This is a genomic window from Yaniella soli, assembly GCF_054782375.1.
Genome location: NZ_BAAGSP010000003.1, coordinates 1 through 19432, shown reverse-complemented (window position 1 = coordinate 19432; position 19432 = coordinate 1). Strand labels below are relative to the sequence as shown.

Below are 19432 nucleotides of genomic sequence, written 5' to 3'. Positions count from 1 at the left end.
CTCACCGTGCAATGGCCACACAAGGTACCGTGGTGGTCATGAGCCAAAATCAGCCTACGCCAGTCACGCCCAAGTACGCAGATACCATCCTGGATTTGATCGGCAATACGCCGTTAGTCAAACTCAATTCCATTGGATCAGAAGTAAAACCTACCATTCTGGTCAAGTGTGAGTTCATGAATCCGGGCGGTTCTATTAAAGACCGTATTGCGCTGAAGATGATCGAACGAGCCGAAGCCGAAGGCAAACTGTCGGCAGGTGGCACCGTTGTGGAACCAACCTCCGGCAACACCGGGGTCGGCCTGGCCATGGTGGCACAGCAGAAAGGTTATCGTTCCGTCTTCATCACCCCGGATAAGGTCGCCCAAGAAAAACGCGATGTGCTCAAAGCCTACGGCGCCGACGTCGTCGTCTCGGAAAGCTCCGTCCCGCCGGAATCAGACAACTCGTACTACGGCATTACCAACCAGCTGGAAGAATCCATTGAAGGTGCCTACCAGCCAAACCAGTTCTTCAACTCGGCTGCCCCAGAATCCCACTACGAGACGACCGGCCCAGAAATTTGGGAAGATACCGCGGGTCAGCTGACACACGTGGTGATCGGTGCGGGCACCGGTGGGACGATGACCGGCACAGGCCGCTACCTACATGAGGTTTCAGCAGACCGTCAGGACGGCCCGGTACAAGTCGTTGTGGCCGACCCCTCGGGCTCCGTCTACTCCGGTGGGCAGGGCCGCCCATACTTTGTTGAAGGTGTTGGCGAAGACATGTGGCCGGGTAACTACGATCCCGAGGTTCCAGACGCCATCCACGCGATTACGGATGCTGAAGCATTCCACTATTCGCGCCGCCTGGCAGCAGAGGAAGGCATTCTGGCCGGTGGGTCATCGGGCATGGCGATCGCCGCTGCGCTCAAAGAAGCCGAAAATCTGACCGAAGATGATCTCATGGTCGTCATTCTGCCGGATTCGGGACGTGGTTACCTGGGCAAGATTTTCTCCGAAACCTGGATGCAATCCCACGGTTTCGACATTGCGGCGCCCGCACCGGTCGCGCCAGCACGCATCGGTACCGCCTACTTGGATGGCACTGATCCCGACACGGCACAACAACAGCAACCATCCGCCGATGTGGCCGGTATGTCCACCCAGGTGGGAGAGCTGTTGGCCAAGAAAGCTGCCTGGCTCCCCGGGTCGCTGCCCGAAGTCGTGGTCGCCGTCTTAGACGCCCCGGTTGCAGACGCAATCTCGACCATGAATCGCTACGGCATCGACGCCATCCCCGTGGTCGGAGGAGTCCAAGACCAATACCGCATCGGTGAAGTCCGCGGTGCCGTCACGGTGCGTGACCTCATGAACCAACTGGCCACCGGCGTGATTACCGCCGAAACCACACTGGCCGATGTCGAACTTGCCGCCCTGCCAAAGGTCGGTGCCGTCACCCCGGTCGCAGACGTGAAAACCGTCCTGGATGACACACCAGCGGCGCTGGTCACCCGCGACGGCAACATTGCCGGCATCGTCTCTGCCCATGACATTTTGATGCACCTGATCGAACAATAAACAGCCCAGGAGAATCCCCATGTCTTTCATCGATAAACACAACTCCGGGTTCAACACCCGGGCCGTGCACACAGGTCAAGAACTCGATCCCGTCTACGGTGCAGTCGTGCCACCGATTCACCTGTCATCTACGTACGCGCCAGAAGCCATCGGCAAACTGCGCAAAGGCTATGACTACGGCCGTGGCACCAACCCGACCCGTGACGCGTTGCAAGACCAAATCGCTGGATTAGAAACCGGACACTCTGATACTGGTTTCGCCTACACCTTCTCATCGGGTTTGGCCGCAGAAACAGCGCTGCTCATGGCAGCTTGCCAGCCCGGCGACCGCGTTGTCGTCGGCAATGATGTCTATGGTGGCACGTATCGTTTACTCGAAAAAGTGTTGGGTCCGTGGAACCTGCAGCACCAGGTTGTCGACATGTCCGACCTGGATCAGGTGCGCAATGCGCTCGCGACCGGCAAGACTCGGGTGTTGTGGGTCGAAACCCCAACCAATCCGATGATGAAAATTGCCGATATCGCAGCCCTGGCGCAACTGGCACACGAATACGACACCCTGTTGGTCGTCGACAACACGTTTGCCACTCCGTACTTGCAGTTGCCGCTGAAACTCGGAGCCGACGTGGTGGTGCACTCGACCACCAAGTATATGGGCGGGCACTCCGATACCATCGGCGGGGCAGTCGTGACCGAGAACGAAGCGCTCGCACAGGCCATCAACTTCCAGCAGTTTGCTGCCGGCGCCTCGAATTCGCCGATGGACTCCTACCTGGTCACCCGCGGCCTGAAGACCCTGGGTGTCCGCATGGATCGTCACGTGCAAAACGCTCAAGCCATCAGCCAGTGGTTGGTCGAACACCCCGGCGTGGAAAAAGTTCACTACCCTGGTCTCGAGGACCACCCCGGCTACGAGATCGCCAAAAAACAGATGACGGGCTTTGGCGGCATGGTCTCCGTGCAGTTCAAAGCAGGCGTCGAAGCAACCCGCAAAGTGGCAGAGTCCACGCACGTGTTCCGACTGGCAGAATCCCTTGGCGGCGTAGAGTCCCTGTTGAACTATCCAACGGCTATGACACACGCCTCAGTTGAAGGCACGGAACTTGCTGTACCCGGCAATTTGATTCGGTTATCTGTAGGAATTGAAGACATAGATGATCTAATCGGTGACCTCGACCAAGCGTTGAAGGGCCTTTAAGCTCACACCGATTATACGTTTCGCCGGATTTGGCTTAGACTAGAACAGCTCAGCCAGATCCGGCTTCTTCCTTTTAACCTTCAACTCCAGTCAATGGGACTGTTGAGTGGTACGTAGCGTGTATTGCAAGGAACATACCCGGATCCTTCAACACCTTACGAAACCTAGGAAGTCTTTTTGACCGAACAATCTTCGCTGCCCGAAACCGAAACTACATTCGATTCACTCAACCTTGCCGATCCAGTCACTAAAGCACTGGGGACTCTCGGCTATGAAACACCATCACCAATCCAGGCTCGCACTATTCCGCTGCTGCTCGAAGGCCGCGACGTTGTCGGACTGGCACAAACCGGTACGGGTAAAACTGCAGCATTTGCGCTGCCTGTCCTTTCCAAATTGGCCGAAGCCGACCAGACATATAAGTCACCACAGGTACTGGTCCTGGCCCCAACTCGTGAACTCGCACTGCAAGTAGCCGAGGCGTTTAGCTCATATGCCGAGCATGTCCCGTCAGCATCCGTTGTTCCCGTCTACGGCGGTTCTTCCTACGGTCCACAGCTGGCCGGTCTTCGCCGCGGTGCAGCCATCGTGGTGGGTACGCCAGGCCGTGTTATCGACCACCTGGAGAAAGGCTCGCTTGATCTAAGCGACCTGAAATACCTTGTACTCGACGAAGCAGACGAAATGCTGCGCATGGGCTTTGCCGAGGATGTTGACCGCATCCTGTCATCGGCTCCGGAAGACAAGCAGACAGCACTCTTCTCTGCCACCATGCCCAAGGCCATTCAGCGCATCACCGGTGACTACCTCAAAGACCCGGTTCAGGTGCACGTTGATGGTCAGTCCAAACCGGCACAAAACATCCGTCAGCGGTACCTTCAGGTCACCCAGCCGTGGAAGCTCGAAGCGATGACCCGTCTTCTTGAGACGGAAAACACCGACGGTATTATCGCATTCGTGCGCACTCGAAACATGACCGAGGAACTCACCTCCAAGTTGGTAGCACGCGGTTTCACCGCAGCGGCCATCTCGGGTGACATTCCCCAGAACATTCGTGAAAAGACCGTCGAAGACCTCCGAAAAGGTCGCATCGACATTTTGGTTGCTACTGATGTGGCAGCACGCGGACTCGACGTTGAACGCATCAGCCACGTGGTCAACTACGACATCCCACACGACACTTCCTCATATGTGCACCGCATTGGGCGTACGGGACGCGCCGGCCGTCAGGGCGACGCCATCCTGCTGATGACCCCACGCGAACGCTACTTGCTGCGTTCGATAGAAAAAGCAACCAAGCAGTCCGTTGAAGAGATGCAGCTGCCAACACTGGATGAGGTCAACGCCTCCCGCCGCGCAGCATTTTCTGAAGACATCACCAAGACCATTGCTGCGCATGCCGAAGACGAAGAACTGTCGGTCTACCGCGATTTGGTCTCCAACTACATTGAACAACACGATATCGCCGCGGTTGATATCGCAGCTGCATTGGCGTTGATGGCTCAGGGCGGCCGCCCACTGGAAGCTGATGAACCAGATCTGCCACCGTTGAACCTGCGAGGACGTCGCAAAGAGCAACAGGGTGCTGAACGCGGCAGCCGTCCAAAGCGTGCGACCAAAGAAGGCCACGCAACCTATTGGATCGCCGTTGGACACAAGGACCGGGTCGGGCCAGGCAACATCGTGGGCGCTATTGCCAACGAAGGAAACTTAGATATTTCCGATATTGGTGACATCACTATCCGCCCGACCTTCTCACTGGTTGAACTGCCAGAAAACCTGTCACATAAACAGGAGAATGCGCTGAAGAATGCCACCGTTGCAGGTCGTAAACTCAATCTGCGCTTGGACCGCGGCGCGCCTTCAGGAGGGTTCTCTCCGCGCGGCTCGCAGGGCGGCGGATCCGACTCGTCACGTGGTCAAAAGAAGAAACAGCGCTGGTCCAAAGCCAAAAAACGCCAAGAACAAAACTACTAAAATATTGCCAACGTGATGTTGCGCATAAACGAGTATAGTGATTTTGCCTTTTGATCATTTGTTGGTAAAGTCTTATCTCGTTGCCCCGATAGCTCAGTGGTAGAGCGCCATCTTGGTAAGATGGAGGTCCCGGGATCGATTCCCGGTCGGGGCTCTGATGTGAATAGCCTGCGTGGTTCGCAGGCTATTTTTATCTAAGGCCAGTTCACGCTGGTATGGCTGTGTAGCTCAGTTGGTGAGAGCGCACGACTCATAATCGTGAGGTCGACGGTTCAAGTCCGTCCACAGCTACAGAAAAAACGACTCCCGACTTGGCGTTATGCTAAGTCGGGAGTCGTTTTTGCTTAACCTAAACTGTTGGAATGCACATCGGGTTAATGGACAAAACGTGTGCTTTTTTACGGCGTGTCAGCGTGTTCGTCCGCCCCATCCTTGTTGGATTCCGTTGCCGTCTTGGGTGCTGAATGCGGTGTCGTAGAGTGCTGGTCCGATACGTTCGGGTGGCGGCTGTTTGGTCTTAGGTTTTGTGGTGGTGTCCCAGTGCTGGGCAGTCACGAAACTCCATGGATCTGTTCTGAGCGTGTATTTAGTAACAGCTGTCTGGGCTTCGGGAAACAGCGGTCTGACGACCGGGTAACACCCGGATGACCATCCAGTAACAGTGACGCGTGGTTAATCATCCGGGTGCTGGATTCAGCAATTAGTCATGCTGTTGTTGGTAGTGGCGCATATTGGGTCCGTTGAGCTGGATGAACTCTGCTGAACTCGTGGCCGGCAATGCACCAATTGATTTTGTTGTCCTCATCACCGTGACGGGACGTGATGAGTTGGATTTGGAAGCAAATTGTGCAGATATGTTGTCCAAAGCAGTGCAAGCAAATTGTGAGTTGCGACCGGTATTTGCAGAACAGGATGCTGGGTTTCTAGCCTCAGCGTTGCCGTTTGGAAGGGTGGATATGTCATGAGTGAGCCGACTGTTGAGCTGTTTGACGTATATGAGGAAGACCGGAAAACACGTCGCCAAGCCAAAGCTGTTCGACGCAAGCAACACAAGATTCATAAGCAAAGGGTCAGGGCCAGCCGTCGAACGGAAATTGAGCCCATGCCCTCCCCAACCTGGGGAAGTGGCGGTCAGAACCGTCCTCAGTCACTACGCGGAGCTGTGCGACTCAAAGTGCGAGGAATCCCAACGACCACGCACACAGCGGCGACAGCGTATCCATATGTGGCAGGCCCGTCCTTAGGCCCAGGGGGTATCTACCTAGGCTATGACCTGAATGGTGGCGGCGCGTTTTGTTTCGATCCATGGGATCTTTACAAACGTGGCATTATCTCGGGCATGGCAATGCTGTTGTTTGGACAAGTTGGAACAGGTAAATCGTCGCTTGCAAAATCATTTGCCTGTCGTCAGGTGAAGGCAGGACGTAAGCTTTCGGTTGCCTCAGACAAAAAAGGCGAATGGACGCCTGTTGTCCATGCTCTCGGCGGCGAGGTCATCCAGGTCGGCCCAGGCCTTTCGACACGACTCAACCCACTTGATCCAGGAACAAGACCATCGGTGAATCCACGCGGGGAACCAATGCGTGAAGATGAATGGGAAATGATCGTCCGCACGAGACGAATGGCTACGTTGGAGACGCTGGTTAAGATCCTCATCAATAGAGATTTGAGTCCAGCAGAACACAGTGTCGTAGCAAAAGGCTTGCATGACGGTGTGCGCGCCAGAGCTCAGTATGAACAAGCGGTGGTAATCCCTGATGTCATCAATCAACTATGGGATCAAAAACACAAGGCCCAAGATCAGTTGATCATCGATGCAGCTATGGAGATGGCTATGACCCTGCAACGTGTGACCAGTGGTGATCTAGCTGGCATGTTCGATGGTGAAACGAGCGTGAATTTTGACGCTGATGCACCAGCAGTATCTGTTGATACGTCCGCCCTACGAGGAGCGTCACCGGACGCGATCCGCGTCGTAAATGCATGTGCTGGAGCTTGGACAGAAGCCATGGTCACGACCTCCGACGGCGGACAACGCGTCGTGGTGTATGAGGAAGGCTGGGACAATATTTCCTCGGAAGCCGATCTGCAACGGATGATGGAATCGTGGAAAATGGCACGCGCCTACGGCATTTTCAATATCTTGGTATTACACAAAATCGCTGACCTTGATATGGCTGGCGACAAGGGCTCCCGTATGACAGCTATGGCAAAGTCCTTGTCGGCCGATGCAGACGTGAAAGTCATTTATCGGCAAGACCAATCGGCGCTGAAAATCACGTTAGAAGAACTGGACCTATCCTCACTTGAGCGCAGCATCTTAAAATCGCTGGATGATGGCGTTGGACTGTGGCGATTAGGTCAATCATCATTTCAAATCAAAAATGAGCTCACCAATGCTGAGAAACCCTTATTTGATACTGATGAGCGCATGGGCATCAAAAGCGGCGAGGAGGGTGCTTGATGTTACGGGAGACGCAAAGTACATCAAGTGTAAATCAGTGGTTGCCTTTGGCAGTTCTGGGGGTTGCAGCCGCATATGTAGGGTATGTAGTCACTGGCCAGACGGCCAACCGTATAGCGTGTGGCAGTTGGGCTAACCCAGAAAATATTGTTGATCCACTCCTCTTTAGCGTGACATCTGACCCATCAGTTTTTGGTCAAGCACAACAGTGTTCCGCTGAAGCATCCGGCACATGGATTGCAATGTCGTTGTACTTGGTGGCGTTGATCGTCACAGTGTCGCTGGCAGTCTTCGGTTGGTTGCGGTACCAGCATTCAGACAAGGCGTTCATCAAGGAATTGCGCCGTCGTGATGGTTTTGCTCGGGGTCCGGAAATTAGGCAGGCTGTCGGGCCAGGAGCAGCCCGGAAGCGGACCAAAAAAGTGCGACTTACGATGAGTCGCCCGAAAGCGAAAGACGGGGCGCTGCGTTTAGGAGAAGCAGAAGGTGTCCCGGTATGGGCATCGTTGGAAGAATCGTTAGCCTTGCTTGGCCCTCCACGGTCAGGGAAAGGTTTGCACCTACTCATTGGCGCAATTGTGGATGCTCCTGGACCGGTTATTACGACCTCATCGAGAGCTGATAATTTAGCAGCTACGTGGCAGCTACGTGCCGAAAAAGGTCCCGTTGCGCTCTTTGATCCACAAGGCTTAACCGGTCTGCCAACAACATTGAAGTGGTCATCGATTACTGGCTGCGACCACCCACGAGTAGCCAACCAGCGAGCCACCAGTTTGATTACTGCGTCAGGGCTAGGGGCATCGTCATCAAATCAAGAATGGAAAGCCCCAGCAGTCACCATTATGGAATGCTTGCTGCACGCAGCAGCGTTGGATAATAAAACCGTGGATGAGCTCATGCGGTGGGGCAATAATCCAGCAGAAGCAATAGAAGCCGTCTTGGATTCAAATCGTCAAGGCAACACCGTGGGCTTCGGCTTCGAGTGGGGTTCGGTAGCCTAGGCCTTTGCGGGGTCGGGTGTTGAGTTCATGGGCGATGTGGTCCAGATCGGTTTGTGAATACCGGCGCAGGCCGGGGCTGCGACCACACCGATGGGGATGCCTGCCCAGTCGGTCATCACCGAGCGTTTGGTGCCTTGCTTGCCACGATCCACCGGGGATCGACCAGCGATTTCCCCACCACATGGTGCTTTGACGATGCACCCATCCACGCACACATCATCCAACTCAAGCCCCACGATGCGGTCGTAGCTATCCAAACAGATTTGCTCCAAAGTAGTGAAGATTCCGGCGGCGATCCATTCGTCGCGGCGGCGTCGGATGGTGGTCTCCGAACAGGTAGTATCGCTGGTCTTCTCATACGAGGCACCCAGCACGAGCACTTGAACCAGCTTGTCGAATACGACTCGGTCTGAGATCCGTGGTCGGTGGGCATCCCAGCGGATGCTCATCAACAATTGGAGGGACCAATGCTTGATATTGGCTCCACAGTGGGTCGATGATGAATAATGGAACAGCAGGCATAGGGACTCCTGGGAAACGATGAATTCTGAACAAATCCATGTTTAACAGGCCCCTATGCCTGCCCTCGCTTAATGACCATTAATGACGCGTTGACTAGCACCTATTGGCGCAAATTCTAAGTATCTTTCGCAGCAATCGTGCTGGATAAGACGTCATCACATTGACCTGGCTCAGCGATACTGCCACCTCCGCATCACGAGATGATTCACCCATAACGACCGTCAGCCCATTAACGCATGTGAATCACAAGATTGAAGCAGCGAACTGAACTGTCAAATAAGTAAAACTGATTGACACTTAAGTTATTTGAACTTTTTCTTCACTACAACTCAGGTTAGTGTGTTCTTGAACACATACTAGAAGTCGTTCCGCAAAAAGGAACAACGACTCGGAGGGAGCTCAGCAAGCACATGTCAGCTAAAGGTAGTAGCCACCAGAAACATCTTTTTGCAACAGCATCAGCGGAGGTGAAGACATACAACCCATCAAAACCCCGTCAAGTTGTCACTCAGTTACAGGAGTCAACTAATTCCGATGTTTCCAGAGCAACAGACCGCGCGCATCTAGCACAGGTTGAGTGGAAAGAGTCGAGTCCAGCAGTTCGCTCTGACTTACTAATGAATATCGGAAATACGCTCAACGCCAATGAAGAGCAGCTCGCTGACCTGATGGTTGATGAGGTTGGGAAGACACGACAAGACGCGCTTGGCGAAGTCAAAAACGCGGCAGCTGTCTTTCGCTTTTATGCAGGTCGTGTGTGGAACCCAACTGGGAAGAAAATCCCTTCATTCCGCCCTGGCGTTAGCCTGAGTACAGAGCGATTTCCTCTTGGAGTAGTCGGCTTGATTACTCCATGGAACTTCCCAGTCAATATGCTCAGTGTCAAACTCGCGCCGGCATTAGCATGGGGTAATGGAGCAGTCGTCAAACCTGCATCTGCAGGCCTAGGAAGCTCCCTCTTCCTGATCGACCTACTTTATGAAGCTGGCCTGCCAGAAGGTCTAGTAACATCCGTGATCGGGCCCGGAGACCGCGTTGGCGGGGCATTAATTGCCTCCCAAGTCATCTCAGGGGTTTCGTTTACAGGTTCCACAGATGTAGGAACTCAAATTGCCCAAAAAATGGCCGCTACAGGCCGTCCATTCCTCGGAGAAATGGGCGGAAAGAATGCCTCTGTCGTGCTAGAGAGTGCGGATCTGGACAACGCTGTTGACACGATTGTGCAATCCGCATTCGGCTTCAGCGGCCAGAAATGTACAGCTACAAGTCGCGTTATTGTCCAAGAAAACGTTGAGAAAGAATTCACTGATCGCCTCCTGCAGGCAGTTCAGCAAATTACTTTTGGGGACCCACAAGAGCAAACCAGCTACGCTGGGCCAATTGCGACCCGTGGCCAATACGAAAAAATCGCTGGCTCTGTAAATAGCGCAGTGAAAAAAGGTCAGGATGTCCTACCTCGCTGGAAGCTGCCTGAAGAGCCAGACGTAGATGGATTTTATATCCAACCTGCAGTTTTGACTGATGTCTCCGCAGACGACGAAGTTTTCCAGGAAGAGATTTTTGGTCCGGTTGTTTCTGTCACCACAGCAAAAGATATTAACGAAGCGATTTCCTTTGTTAACAATTCTCGATTCGGCCTAAGCGCTTCTTTATTCACTCAAGATCCACTGGAAGCACAACAATTTCAGCAAGAAGCAGAGGTTGGCGTTGTAAATATCAATTTGCCAACTACAGGACTCGAGTATCAAGCCCCATACGGTGGATGGAAAATGTCTGGCACATCACACCAAGAGCTAGGCGATGAAGCGATGCTTTTTTACACTCAAGCAAAGTCCTTTGCCACCAAATGGTAATCATCAACGAACCAGTCGGCGTTTTCAAGAAAAAGACTTGAGGCTTTATATGAAACACTCAAAAACGAAGAACATCTTAAAATTGGCAGGTGCAGGTCTCGCAGCAACCATGTTCATAACAGCTTGCGGCAGCGACTCTTCCCCTGAATCTGGTGACACAGAAACCATAAATATGTCACTGGACTGGAACGCCTATATGGCTTACCACGCGCCTATTCTCTTAGGACTTGAAGAAGGGATCTTTGAAGAGAACGGTGTAGCTATCGGCGAGCTCACGTTACCGGGTGGATCAGGTGATGCCGTTTCCGAAATTGGTGCAGGAAGAACAGATATGGGGTGGGTTGATCTATCCACCGCTTCCGCAGGGATGCTGCAAGATGTTCCAATCACTTCAGTCGCACACACTATGGACGTAAACGCGACTGGTCTTACCGCACTAGATAATACTTCCCTCGAAGGGATCGAAGACCTCAAAGGAATGAGCATTGGCTCCACGCCAGGCGGATCTGATTCAACACTAATTGACGCCTTCCTGAACGCGAATGATCTCACAAAAAATGACGTGGACATCGTAAATCTCCCAGGTGATGGAAAATTTCCAGCACTTATGACTGGCGATGTCGATGCAATTAGCGGTCAAGAATATTATTATTCAAGCCTCATCCAACAAGAGGGACAGGAAGCTAACGGCATTCTATATGGAGAACTGGGGCTTGAAGGATTGCTAGATCATGGCTTTGTGGCAAACAACCAGTTCATGGAAGATCATCCAGAAACTGTTACTAACTTCCTGGCAAGTTACCGAGAGGCTCTAGAGATTACAATCAACGACACTGCAGCAGCTTGCGAGTATGTCGTAGAAGCTTCTGAAGGAACAATGACCCAAGATCTGTGTGAAGCACAATTAAATCTATGGTTACCCCTCACGCAAAGCCCTGATGAAGATGACTGGGGAGTAAATACTCAAGAAGACTGGGAAACAACAGTTCATATCCTTACCGAATACGGTGATGCTGAAGGTGAACGTTCGGTTAGTTCCATGTTCTCTAACGACTTTCTTCAATAAGGGGCCTTACCGATGAAACCAATTGAGATTTCTTGCAAAAATGTTGGCAAAGTCTTCACCGTCGCGAAAGGAACAGAAACGGTCACCGCGCTTGAAGGCGCTGATTTATATATAAAGCCCGGGGAGTTCGTCTCCTTGTTGGGGCCCAGCGGCTGCGGTAAGACAACACTGTTGAGACTCATTTCTGGCTTGGAGGAAGCAACTTCAGGAGAAGTTCTTGTTGACGGGGCACCTGTTCATGAACCCCACCCAGAGATTGGCGTAGTGTTCCAGAATGACCTTCTGATGCCCTGGCGCACTGTTTTAGACAACGTACTCCTCCAAGCTGATATCCGAAAAAATCGAAATCCAGAAACACGCCAGCGCGCCCTGGAATTACTAGAGTATGTGGGTCTTGAAGATTTCTCACACAACTATCCACACCAACTCTCAGGCGGAATGCGACAACGAGTTGGCATCTGTCGGGCCTTACTCCACAGGCCGCGCCTGCTGTTAATGGACGAACCTTTTGCAGCGTTAGACGCGATGACACGTGATCAAATGTCGGTGGATCTATCAGCCGTCGCCAAGCAATCCGGAACAACCATCGTATTCGTGACTCATTCGATTACAGAAGCGGTCTTTTTATCAGACCAAATTTATGTCATGTCCGCGAGACCAGGACGCATAGTGGCAGATTTCGAAATCGATGCCCCAAAACCTCGCGAACTACGACATCGACAGGACCCCAGCTTCGCAAACAAAGTTACCCAAGTTACCGAAGTTTTCGAATCCTTGGGTGTCTTTAAAGGAGCTGCGGCTCAAAGTGAAGGCGGGATTCTATGAGCGCTAATGTAATGAAATCAGAACCACACAATAGACAAGATGTATCAGGCCAGAAACAAACTCACTCAAACAAAAAAACAGGTAGAACTTCAAAACAGAAACGAAGCAAAGTACTTCTAACTCGATATCCGTGGATAGCGCCTGTCTCTGCCTTACTTCTTGCAGTAGTCGTCTGGGAAATCCTTGTCAGAATACTCGAGGTCCCGGAGTTCCTTTTACCGGCACCGTCAGCTGTATTGGCATCACTATGGGAGAACAGTGGACTCCTCGCAGAACACGCGGTTATCACGCTAAGCAGCACTCTCGTCGGCTTTATCCTAAGCGCAGTTCTTGGTGTGCTTTTGGCTGTGATTATAGTTCTGTGGCCAACAATCGGGGCCGCCATCCTGCCGATCGTTATTGCCTCACAAGTCATTCCTAAGGTTGCGGTTGCACCCTTAATGGTGGTCTGGATAGGCACAGGAATGACCACTTCCATTTTAATCGCTTTCATCACTGCTTTTTTCCCAGTAGTGGTCAACGCCACTTTAGGAATGAAATCAGTCGATCAAATGTCCATCGACCTTTTGAGATCAATGAGAGCGACTAAATGGCAAATCTTTGGCAATCTGCGTTTCCCAAACGCGTTGCCATATATTGTTACTGGCCTTCAGCTCGCGGTGGCGTTCGCCATTGTTGGGACCATTGTAGGTGAATTTGTAGGGAGCAAGGCCGGTCTCGGTTACTTACTTATAATCGCTCAAGGCAATCTAAGAACTGATCTTTTGTTCGCTGGGCTAGTTGTTCTAACCATCATGGGGCTAGTTCTTTACTACGGCGTTGAAGCCATCGGAAAAGTATTGCTACGAAACCGACAGTGAATCAAACACCGCAAATATTACCTCTTATAAAGAAGTCTGAAAGAAAACTCAAAGGAGATTAAATGTCAAACAAACAGAATAATCAATCTATTACAGTTGACTGTTTGCAGTATAGCAACCCAACTAGAGAACGCTTTCTAGAATGGCAGAAAGGCAATGTTGGCTGCGTACACGTGACGGTGGCAGTTTGGGAAACCGCACGCGAGACCCTGAGCGTTCTGGGCAAATGGAATGATCTACTTGAAGAAAACAAGGATCTAATTGCTAAAGCAACAACCCACGATGAAATCGAGAAGGTAGTACAGTCAGGCCGGACCGCTGTTATTTTTGGGTTTCAGAATACAGCCCCCTTCGAAGATGATATTCGCCTAATCCGAGTATTCCATGAACTTGGTATCCGCATCGTCCAGCTGACATATAACACGCAGAACTCCATCGCATCCGGTTGTTGGGAAGATAACGACTCTGGTCTTTCTACACATGTAGGCAGGCAGTTTGTAAAAGAACTCAATGACGTTGGCATGCTCATTGATCTTTCACACTGCTCCGAAAAAACAAGTCTCGACACAATTCACGAGAGCCGTGCTCCTGTTGCAGTCACGCACGCCAATCCTTTGGAGTACGTCGGCGAAGAAGTCGCTCTCGGCCGTAGACCGAAATCAAGCAAGGTCCTATCTGAACTCGTCTCTCGTGGGGGCATTGTAGGACTCAGCCCTTATGTTCGTATGCTTCGCAATGGCGTTCGAACCACTGAATCTGAATTCGTAGATATGATTGCCTGGACAGCGGAGAAATTCGGTGTCGATCACGTAGCACTCGGCACCGACTTTTACACAGGATACGGCATCGACATGGTCAAGTGGTGGCGCATGGGTCGTTGGGCCCGAGTCAACCCAGTCCCTATCGATGAGAACGCACCGGTAGTCGAATGGCCCACTTGGTTCCAATCACCAGCCGCTTTCCCAGATCTCGCCCAAGCAATGCTTGACAAGGGATTCACGGATCATGAAGTGCAAAAAATCTTTGGGGGGAACTGGATGAATCTGTTCCGCACAATTTTCGACGGTCAAACCGTATGAAGCAACGTCCGCATGTATTGGTTGCTGGCGGGGGGCACAATGGCTTGGTAGCGGCTAATTATCTTGCTCGAAATGGATTTCGTGTCACGCTTGTAGAAGCTCGCGAAACATTAGGAGGAGTCGTTGGCCCAACTGAGTTTATGCCCGGCTACAAAGCCTCTGTTACGAACTCACCGGGTTCTTTTGAAGGAAGAATCCTCGAGGAACTTGATCTAAGGTCATACGGTCTTAGATTTCATGCTCCAGACATCACATTACTACAACATGCCCAGAACAGACTCTTTGTCGGATGGCGTGATCGTGATCGTGTGGCAGAACAAATGAATGCAGCAAGTTCAGGCGAAGCTACTCGTCATCGGCAAATGGTTGACTACCTCAACGATCTTGGAAGTGCGTCGGGGCTGTCACTGTGGGATCCCCCTATCTCGCTTGATGAAGTGTTGGCGAACATGGAGCCAAGCAAACGACGGGATTTCAAACGTACTTTTGTCGACGGTACGCTTTCCGACTTACTTGACTCCTCGCTAGAGAGCGATCTAGCGAAGAGTTTGATGATGATGGTCGCGTTAAACGGCAATCTAATCTCGCCGGATGAACCCGGTTCTGCGATTGGGTTGCTGCTGCGGCCCATCTCCCGAGCTTCCTCACGAGTCGATACTCTAGGCATTGGTGACTCCCCACTGCGCGGATCGGTTGGCCTGCCTATTGGCTCAATGAGCGCGATTATCGACGCGTTAGAGAAGTCTGCCATTGACCATGGCGTTGAAGTAGTCACTAAAGATCCCGTAGAAAGTTTAATCGTTGACGATGAAGGCGTAGTGCGCTCTGCAGCGCTAGCATCCGGGAAAACAATCGGGCCCCTAGATCATTCAGTACTCACTATGGAACCCAGCTTAATCCAGAACTTGCTCCCCAATCAGTTGGCGCCTGCCCCTCTATACCCAGATAAGCCGACTGGATCAGCGTTTAAGGCGGTGGTAGCACTAAATGGTCTACCAGATGTGTCGGGTGCCCCGGGAGATGTGCCACTCAACAAACTCCTGGAAGCGCAGTTTAGGGTTGGGCCAGATCCTGAGTACATTAGGCGCGCGGTTCATGACGGGATCAGCGGAATGCCCTCGATGAATCCCATCATTTGGGGGCTAATACATAGTTTGTCCTCACCAGAAGTCGCGCCCGATGGAAAACATCTATTGAGCCTAAACGTCTGGCATGCCCCTTACTCTTTAGGGGCCGAATATTGGAAAGCTAATAAGAGTCATTATCTGGGCCACGTTTTGGAAACATTAGAGGAGTATTTTCCCGGCCTCAATTCGCGAATCGATGACGTGGTTTCTTATACCCCTCATGACCTTGAAGCTGAGTTCAACTTAAGCGGAAGCAATATAACTCATGGTGATATGACTGTCCGGGCCCTCCTGGACGGACGACCAAGCACGGCATTAGTGAATACATTATCCCATCATGGAATTACGCTCGGCGGTGCAGGATCATGGCCTGGGGGATACGTCTCCGGTGTTCCAGGAAGAAACGCAGCAAGTAAAGTTATACAGACACAGAAAGAAAAGAATAATGCAAGAATATCTCGTTAACATTCAGATCACCTGGCCCGATGACATGACCGATAAGCAACTCGAACAGATCACTGTAGAAGAACGTGAAATGGCGAAAACGAGAACCAAAGAAGGCCACCTAGTCCGCATGTGGAGAGTGCCCGGCAGGCGAGAAAATTGGGGACTCTGGCGGGCTAAAAATACCTCTGAACTCCATGAGATTATTGCTAAATTGCCTGTATGGCCGTACATGGATGTTAAAGTCCATTCCTTAGCTGAACACCCAGTAGACCCACAATAAAGCACAGGGTGCCTACAGGTTTGCCGAGTCTCTAAGCACTCCTAGAAAACTTTGCAAACCTGTAGGAGCACTTCTACTGAACTGACCTACTCTATGAATCATTAGTCACAATCTTATATCTCGTAATACACGCAGTGAACGTTGACTACTCATGTTCGATACCTGAGCCATATCACCGCTGTTATCGGGCGTGATTTCCCCCTAAAAACAATGATGCTACGTAAATTCGGATTCTGCATGAGCGCTGGCCGACCAATCGCACACCACAGAACGCTTGCAACAGCACTAGAGTTGAATCAGTCGTCACTTCAACATAATCGCATTAGATGAAAAACTGACTGCACTACGGGAATGTCGTGTCTGTCTGTATGCGACTTCAAATCGTCCGCAAACTGAGATAGCGATTTATATGGAAATAAGGTCCCTAAAATATTTCGTTGCAGTTGCCACACAGGAGAGTTTCCGTAAAGCTGCTGCTAATCTGCATATTTCGCAATCTGCGCTAAGCCAACAGATAGCCAAATTAGAGAAACGAGCAGGAGGCCAACTACTTCTTCGGAATGCAAAACAAACTACCGTAACCGACTTAGGCAAAATGCTGCTGCCACAAGCAAAAAAAATCATTGCCGAAGCGAATTATACCCACCAAATTATTCAACAGGCGGCCGTTGGTCAAGCAGGAAGTCTACGGCTGTCGTTTGTGTATTCAGCAGCCTTTAGTGTTTTGCCTAGTGTTGTGGCGTCCATACAGGAAATACTGCCTGACGTTGAGTTAGATTTTGTGGAAGCAATAACAGACACTCAGATTAAGAAAATCCACGAAGGCGAGTTTGATCTAGCCATAGTCAGAGAAAACTTCCCCAGTAGTGACCTTTTACACATCCCACTACTGATGGAACCTTTAATGCTTGTGATTCATAAGGACAATCCATTGGCTGACAAAAGTTCAGTGTACATGTCTGACTTAGCGCAAGAATCGATCATGATCTCTCCGAGAGAGTCAGCAATGGGTCTTTACGACCAGGTTAGTAGTTTGTGCCACAGAGGAGGATTCCAGCTGCGCCCTTCCCTAACTGCTGTGCAATTTCCGACGCTCGTAGGCCTCGTAGCAGCGCAACGAGGGGTGACTATTCTGCCTTCTTCAATGAGCGTTCTGCAGGTTCCAAAAGTAGAATATATACCAATCGAAGATGAAGGAACGATATCAACACTATCTCTAATAGTAAGACGGGATCGCATCAATCGACCAGGACTTCAGGGCATTATAGCAAAGTTATCAAACACGTAATCCCCACGCCCTAGCTTTACTATAGTGCTCACCAGACAGTGTTTGTTAGCGTTGGTGTGGACTGACCCCATTTTTAGGCCTCTCAGGTCAAGACACAGCGTAACGCCCAGCCAGCCACGTTGCTGGTCATCGGCACTAAGGCTTCCGGAACCTTGCGGATCTCACAAGCTCGTTATTACAGAAGCCTTACTATACTTCGAGAACTGCAAAGAGCAGGTGCTCGAACGGATTTGAAAGCCCCATCACGATACGACCGGGCCTGCTGCATGAATAGGTGACATTCGATCTGGCTAGCTGACTGCTGGTCTGGAAGGATGATCACTATGCCTACCCCATTTCCCCAAGAGTCCGCGATGACGTTGTGGCCTGACCCCATTTTTTTAGGTCCGTTCGTTATGTGAGTCCGTAAACCCCGTGTTTTCGGGGAGAATGGATCACACGATGAGTAAACAGAAAAAGCGCCACACGCCGGAACAGATTGTTCGGAAGCTTGGCCAAGTAGATCGCCTTCTTGGGGAAGGCAAAACCGTGGCTGATGTGTGTCGCGAGCTCGAGGTTGCTGAGCAAACCTATTATCGGTGGCGCAATCAGTATGGCGGTATGAAAGCTGATGACGCTAAACGACTCAAAGAGCTGGAGAAACAAAACGCCACACTGAAACGACTCCTGGCCGAAGCAGGGCTAGAGAAGGCTGCGTTGAAAGAGCTTGCAGAGGGAAACTTCTAGGCCCAGGCAGACGACGTGCCGCGATTGCTCACCTACTTCGATCGTTTGCGATCAGTGAGCGTATGGCATGCTGTCTGGCTGGGCTATCCCGATCTGCATGGCGCAGACCGCTCAACCACGACACCGTGGCTGAGCCTGATCAGCCGTTACGTGTCTGGTTGTGCCAGTACGCCAAAGATCATCCACGTTGGGGCTACCGTCGCGCCTATCATGATGCCCGAGGCCAAGGCTGGCCTGTCAATCACAAGAAGATCCAGCGTTTGTGGCGTGACGAAGGACTTCGGGTGCCCCAGCGACGCCGACGCAAACGAGTCGGCACTTCCACGATCGATGCCCAGACCGCGGATGCCCCGAATGTGGTGTGGGCCGTGGATTTCCAGTTCGATGTTTGTGAGCAGGGCAAAGCATTCAAGATTTGTTCGATCGTGGATGAACACACCTGTGAATGCTTGGGTGGATTAGTCGAACGGTCTATTACGGCAGACCGTTTTATCGACCACCTAGAGGAACTGATTGCTCAACGGGGCGTGCCTGCGGTGTTGCGCGGTGACAACGGGCCCGAGTTTATTGCCCACGCGGTCACTGATTGGGCGGCCGACCGGACGGCGTTGTCGTATATTCCATCAGGCCAGCCCTGGCACAACGGTTACGTCGAATCATTTAATGCGCGTCTGCGTGATGAATGTCTCAATATCAATAGCTTCTACTCGCTGCTGCATGCACAGGTCGTCATTGGTGACTGGAAGCACCAATATAACCATGACCGTCGGCATTCATAGCTGGGACCTGTTCTGAGCGTGTATTTAGTAACAGCTGTCTGGGCTTCGGGAAACAGCGGTCTGACGACCGGGTAACACCCGGATGACCATCCAGTAACAGTGACGCGTGGTTAATCATCCGGGTGCTGGATTCAGCAATTAGTCATGCTGTTGTTGGTAGTGGCGCATATTGGGTCCGTTGAGCTGGATGAACTCTGCTGAGCTCACGATGCGATTGAGAATGGATTCCGCAATCACCGCATCGTGCAGCGTTTTATACCAGTCCTGTGGGTCAAATTGCGAGGTCACCAACGTGGAGCCTCGACCATCGCGGGCCGCTAAAATATTCAACAGCTCCGACGCGATTTCCTGAGGAATCGGCGTAGTCAAGAAATCGTC

General features: G+C 51.7%; 17 protein-coding genes, 2 tRNA genes and 1 pseudogene. 17 read left to right on the top strand and 3 right to left on the bottom strand.

Features of this window, described 5'->3' with window-relative positions; genetic code table 11:
* The first annotated feature begins 38 nt into the window (after positions 1-38).
* The 5 genes from ACYVJT_RS02050 to ACYVJT_RS02030 all read left to right on the top strand — a co-directional run bounded on the left by ACYVJT_RS02050 (position 39) and on the right by ACYVJT_RS02030 (position 5028).
* Entirely contained in the window at positions 39-1562 is a 1524-nt protein-coding gene (locus ACYVJT_RS02050) for a pyridoxal-phosphate dependent enzyme (protein ID WP_343957976.1), read from the top strand.
* Positions 1563-1581: 19 nt separating this feature from the next.
* Positions 1582-2760 carry a cystathionine gamma-synthase gene (locus ACYVJT_RS02045; RefSeq protein ID WP_343957974.1) on the top strand — a complete coding sequence of 393 codons (1179 nt, stop codon included), beginning with the start codon at positions 1582-1584 and terminating at the stop codon, positions 2758-2760.
* A gap of 177 nt (positions 2761-2937) precedes the next feature.
* Positions 2938-4737 carry a DEAD/DEAH box helicase gene (locus tag ACYVJT_RS02040; protein WP_425579873.1) on the top strand — a complete coding sequence of 600 codons (1800 nt, stop codon included), beginning with the start codon at positions 2938-2940 and terminating at the stop codon, positions 4735-4737.
* 82 nt (positions 4738-4819) lie between these two features.
* Positions 4820-4891: transfer RNA gene (locus ACYVJT_RS02035), tRNA-Thr, on the top strand.
* Between the two features lie 63 nt (positions 4892-4954).
* A tRNA-Met gene (locus ACYVJT_RS02030) sits at positions 4955-5028 on the top strand.
* Between the two features lie 117 nt (positions 5029-5145).
* On the opposite strand, the gene ACYVJT_RS02025 is transcribed toward ACYVJT_RS02030, so the two are convergent.
* The gene (locus ACYVJT_RS02025) at positions 5146-5292 is read right to left on the bottom strand and encodes a hypothetical protein (protein WP_499418049.1); all 147 of its coding nucleotides are present in this window, start codon (positions 5290-5292) and stop codon (positions 5146-5148) included.
* Between the two features lie 194 nt (positions 5293-5486).
* On the opposite strand from ACYVJT_RS02025, the gene ACYVJT_RS02020 reads away from it, so the two are divergent.
* The 3 genes from ACYVJT_RS02020 to ACYVJT_RS02010 all read left to right on the top strand — a co-directional run bounded on the left by ACYVJT_RS02020 (position 5487) and on the right by ACYVJT_RS02010 (position 8202).
* Positions 5487-5702: a hypothetical protein gene (locus tag ACYVJT_RS02020; RefSeq protein WP_343959747.1), complete on the top strand. Its 216-nt coding sequence runs from the start codon at positions 5487-5489 to the stop codon at positions 5700-5702.
* A gap of 260 nt (positions 5703-5962) precedes the next feature.
* A complete protein-coding gene (locus tag ACYVJT_RS02015; protein ID WP_343959745.1) occupies positions 5963-7201 on the top strand; it encodes a putative type IV secretion/conjugal transfer ATPase in 1239 nt (412 codons plus the stop codon).
* A gap of 41 nt (positions 7202-7242) precedes the next feature.
* A complete protein-coding gene (locus tag ACYVJT_RS02010) occupies positions 7243-8202 on the top strand; it encodes a hypothetical protein (RefSeq protein ID WP_499418047.1) in 960 nt (319 codons plus the stop codon).
* Positions 8203-8270: 68 nt separating this feature from the next.
* Here ACYVJT_RS02010 and ACYVJT_RS02005 read toward each other — a convergent pair.
* A pseudogene (locus tag ACYVJT_RS02005) lies at positions 8271-8724 on the bottom strand (transposase); the annotation flags it as partial.
* A 410-nt stretch (positions 8725-9134) separates the two neighbouring features.
* On the opposite strand from ACYVJT_RS02005, the gene ACYVJT_RS02000 reads away from it, so the two are divergent.
* From ACYVJT_RS02000 to ACYVJT_RS01960, 9 genes are all read left to right on the top strand, one after another.
* The gene (locus ACYVJT_RS02000) at positions 9135-10577 is read left to right on the top strand and encodes an aldehyde dehydrogenase family protein (RefSeq protein WP_343959741.1); all 1443 of its coding nucleotides are present in this window, start codon (positions 9135-9137) and stop codon (positions 10575-10577) included.
* 49 nt (positions 10578-10626) lie between these two features.
* A complete protein-coding gene (locus ACYVJT_RS01995; protein ID WP_343959739.1) occupies positions 10627-11643 on the top strand; it encodes an ABC transporter substrate-binding protein in 1017 nt (338 codons plus the stop codon).
* A 12-nt stretch (positions 11644-11655) separates the two neighbouring features.
* The gene (locus tag ACYVJT_RS01990) at positions 11656-12468 is read left to right on the top strand and encodes an ABC transporter ATP-binding protein (protein WP_343959737.1); all 813 of its coding nucleotides are present in this window, start codon (positions 11656-11658) and stop codon (positions 12466-12468) included.
* Positions 12465-13328, top strand: a complete 864-nt coding sequence (locus ACYVJT_RS01985) for an ABC transporter permease (protein WP_343959735.1) — start codon at positions 12465-12467, stop codon at positions 13326-13328. The genes ACYVJT_RS01990 and ACYVJT_RS01985 overlap by 4 nt, the downstream gene beginning before the upstream one ends.
* A 62-nt stretch (positions 13329-13390) precedes the next feature.
* The gene (locus ACYVJT_RS01980; protein ID WP_343959733.1) at positions 13391-14407 is read left to right on the top strand and encodes a membrane dipeptidase; all 1017 of its coding nucleotides are present in this window, start codon (positions 13391-13393) and stop codon (positions 14405-14407) included.
* Positions 14404-15999, top strand: coding sequence for a phytoene desaturase family protein (locus ACYVJT_RS01975; RefSeq protein ID WP_343959730.1), 1596 nt, complete (start codon positions 14404-14406; stop codon positions 15997-15999). Before ACYVJT_RS01980 ends, ACYVJT_RS01975 begins: the two co-directional genes overlap by 4 nt.
* A complete protein-coding gene (locus ACYVJT_RS01970; RefSeq protein ID WP_343959728.1) occupies positions 15980-16261 on the top strand; it encodes a muconolactone Delta-isomerase in 282 nt (93 codons plus the stop codon). The genes ACYVJT_RS01975 and ACYVJT_RS01970 overlap by 20 nt, the downstream gene beginning before the upstream one ends.
* A gap of 409 nt (positions 16262-16670) precedes the next feature.
* Positions 16671-17549, top strand: coding sequence for a LysR family transcriptional regulator (locus ACYVJT_RS01965; protein ID WP_343959726.1), 879 nt, complete (start codon positions 16671-16673; stop codon positions 17547-17549).
* Between the two features lie 441 nt (positions 17550-17990).
* Positions 17991-19054 (top strand): IS3 family transposase gene (locus ACYVJT_RS01960; protein WP_343959724.1). Its coding sequence is split into 2 segments (ribosomal slippage): positions 17991-18261 and positions 18261-19054, totalling 1065 coding nucleotides; the frame shifts between segments, so codons are not numbered across the junction.
* Between the two features lie 138 nt (positions 19055-19192).
* Here ACYVJT_RS01960 and ACYVJT_RS01955 read toward each other — a convergent pair.
* A partial coding sequence (locus tag ACYVJT_RS01955; protein ID WP_499418045.1) for an ATP-binding protein occupies positions 19193-19432 on the bottom strand: 240 nt, incomplete at its 5' end.

Excerpts from the sequence above, each read along its gene's own strand:
- ACYVJT_RS02000 (WP_343959741.1), top strand. The coding sequence starts at position 9,135 with ATGTCAGCTAAAGGTAGTAGCCACCAGAAACATCTTTTTGCAACAGCA.
- ACYVJT_RS01995 (WP_343959739.1), top strand. The coding sequence starts at position 10,627 with ATGAAACACTCAAAAACGAAGAACATCTTAAAATTGGCAGGTGCAGGT.
- ACYVJT_RS01970 (WP_343959728.1), top strand. The coding sequence starts at position 15,980 with ATGCAAGAATATCTCGTTAACATTCAGATCACCTGGCCCGATGACATG.
- ACYVJT_RS01980 (WP_343959733.1), top strand. The coding sequence starts at position 13,391 with ATGTCAAACAAACAGAATAATCAATCTATTACAGTTGACTGTTTGCAG.
- ACYVJT_RS01975 (WP_343959730.1), top strand. The coding sequence starts at position 14,404 with ATGAAGCAACGTCCGCATGTATTGGTTGCTGGCGGGGGGCACAATGGC.
- ACYVJT_RS02020 (WP_343959747.1), top strand. The coding sequence starts at position 5,487 with ATGAACTCTGCTGAACTCGTGGCCGGCAATGCACCAATTGATTTTGTT.
- ACYVJT_RS01985 (WP_343959735.1), top strand. The coding sequence starts at position 12,465 with ATGAGCGCTAATGTAATGAAATCAGAACCACACAATAGACAAGATGTA.
- ACYVJT_RS02050 (WP_343957976.1), top strand. The coding sequence starts at position 39 with ATGAGCCAAAATCAGCCTACGCCAGTCACGCCCAAGTACGCAGATACC.
- ACYVJT_RS01990 (WP_343959737.1), top strand. The coding sequence starts at position 11,656 with ATGAAACCAATTGAGATTTCTTGCAAAAATGTTGGCAAAGTCTTCACC.
- ACYVJT_RS01965 (WP_343959726.1), top strand. The coding sequence starts at position 16,671 with ATGGAAATAAGGTCCCTAAAATATTTCGTTGCAGTTGCCACACAGGAG.
- ACYVJT_RS02045 (WP_343957974.1), top strand. The coding sequence starts at position 1,582 with ATGTCTTTCATCGATAAACACAACTCCGGGTTCAACACCCGGGCCGTG.